Genomic DNA, 575 nt, shown 5'->3' with positions numbered 1-575 from the left:
TGCGTATTCCGGCGAAGTTGAACAGCCATTCCGGCCAACGTGAACACCCTGATCCTTAACGCGCTCACGTCACCCCGTTTCTAACTCGAGTGTTCAGATTGGGTCAACTCACTTCTCCTCTTTCTCATCGATTCTCCCTTCAGTGACAGCCGGTGAGCGTTGTGCATCAGCCGGTCCAGGATCGCATCTGCCAGAGTGTTGTCCCCCAAGCTCGCGTACCACTCTTCCGTTGGCAGCTGACTGACCACGACCGTCGAGTATTTCCCGTACCGATCATCCATGATCTCCAGCAGGGCGTTGCGCTGCTCGGCATTCACCGCTTCCAGTCCCCAGTCATCCAGGATCAGCAGCTCTATCCTTGCCAGTTGACCCAGCAGTCTGGCGTAACTGCCATCTACCTTGGCCTGGCTCAGCTCAAGTAGCAGACGCGGCAGCCGGTAGTAACGAGTGCTGTGCCCCTGCTGACAGGCTTGGTAGCCCAGCGCACAGGCTAGGTAGGTTTTTCCGCAGCCACAGGGGCCGGTAATGAGCAGGTTCTGGCCCCGGCGCAGCCACTCTCCTTGGGCCAGGTTTGC

Annotated in this window: 1 protein-coding gene; it reads right to left on the bottom strand. The window is 58.6% G+C overall.

Translation table 11 applies throughout. The features are described from left to right. Positions 1-80: 80 nt before the first annotated feature. A partial coding sequence (gene istB, locus J9889_RS21695; protein WP_210558134.1) for an IS21-like element ISAs29 family helper ATPase IstB occupies positions 81-575 on the bottom strand: 495 nt, incomplete at its 5' end.

Source organism: Aeromonas sp. PrichA-15, assembly GCF_017939245.1.
Classification (GTDB): domain Bacteria; phylum Pseudomonadota; class Gammaproteobacteria; order Enterobacterales; family Aeromonadaceae; genus Aeromonas; species Aeromonas caviae.
This window is presented reverse-complemented; position numbering and strand designations above follow the sequence as displayed.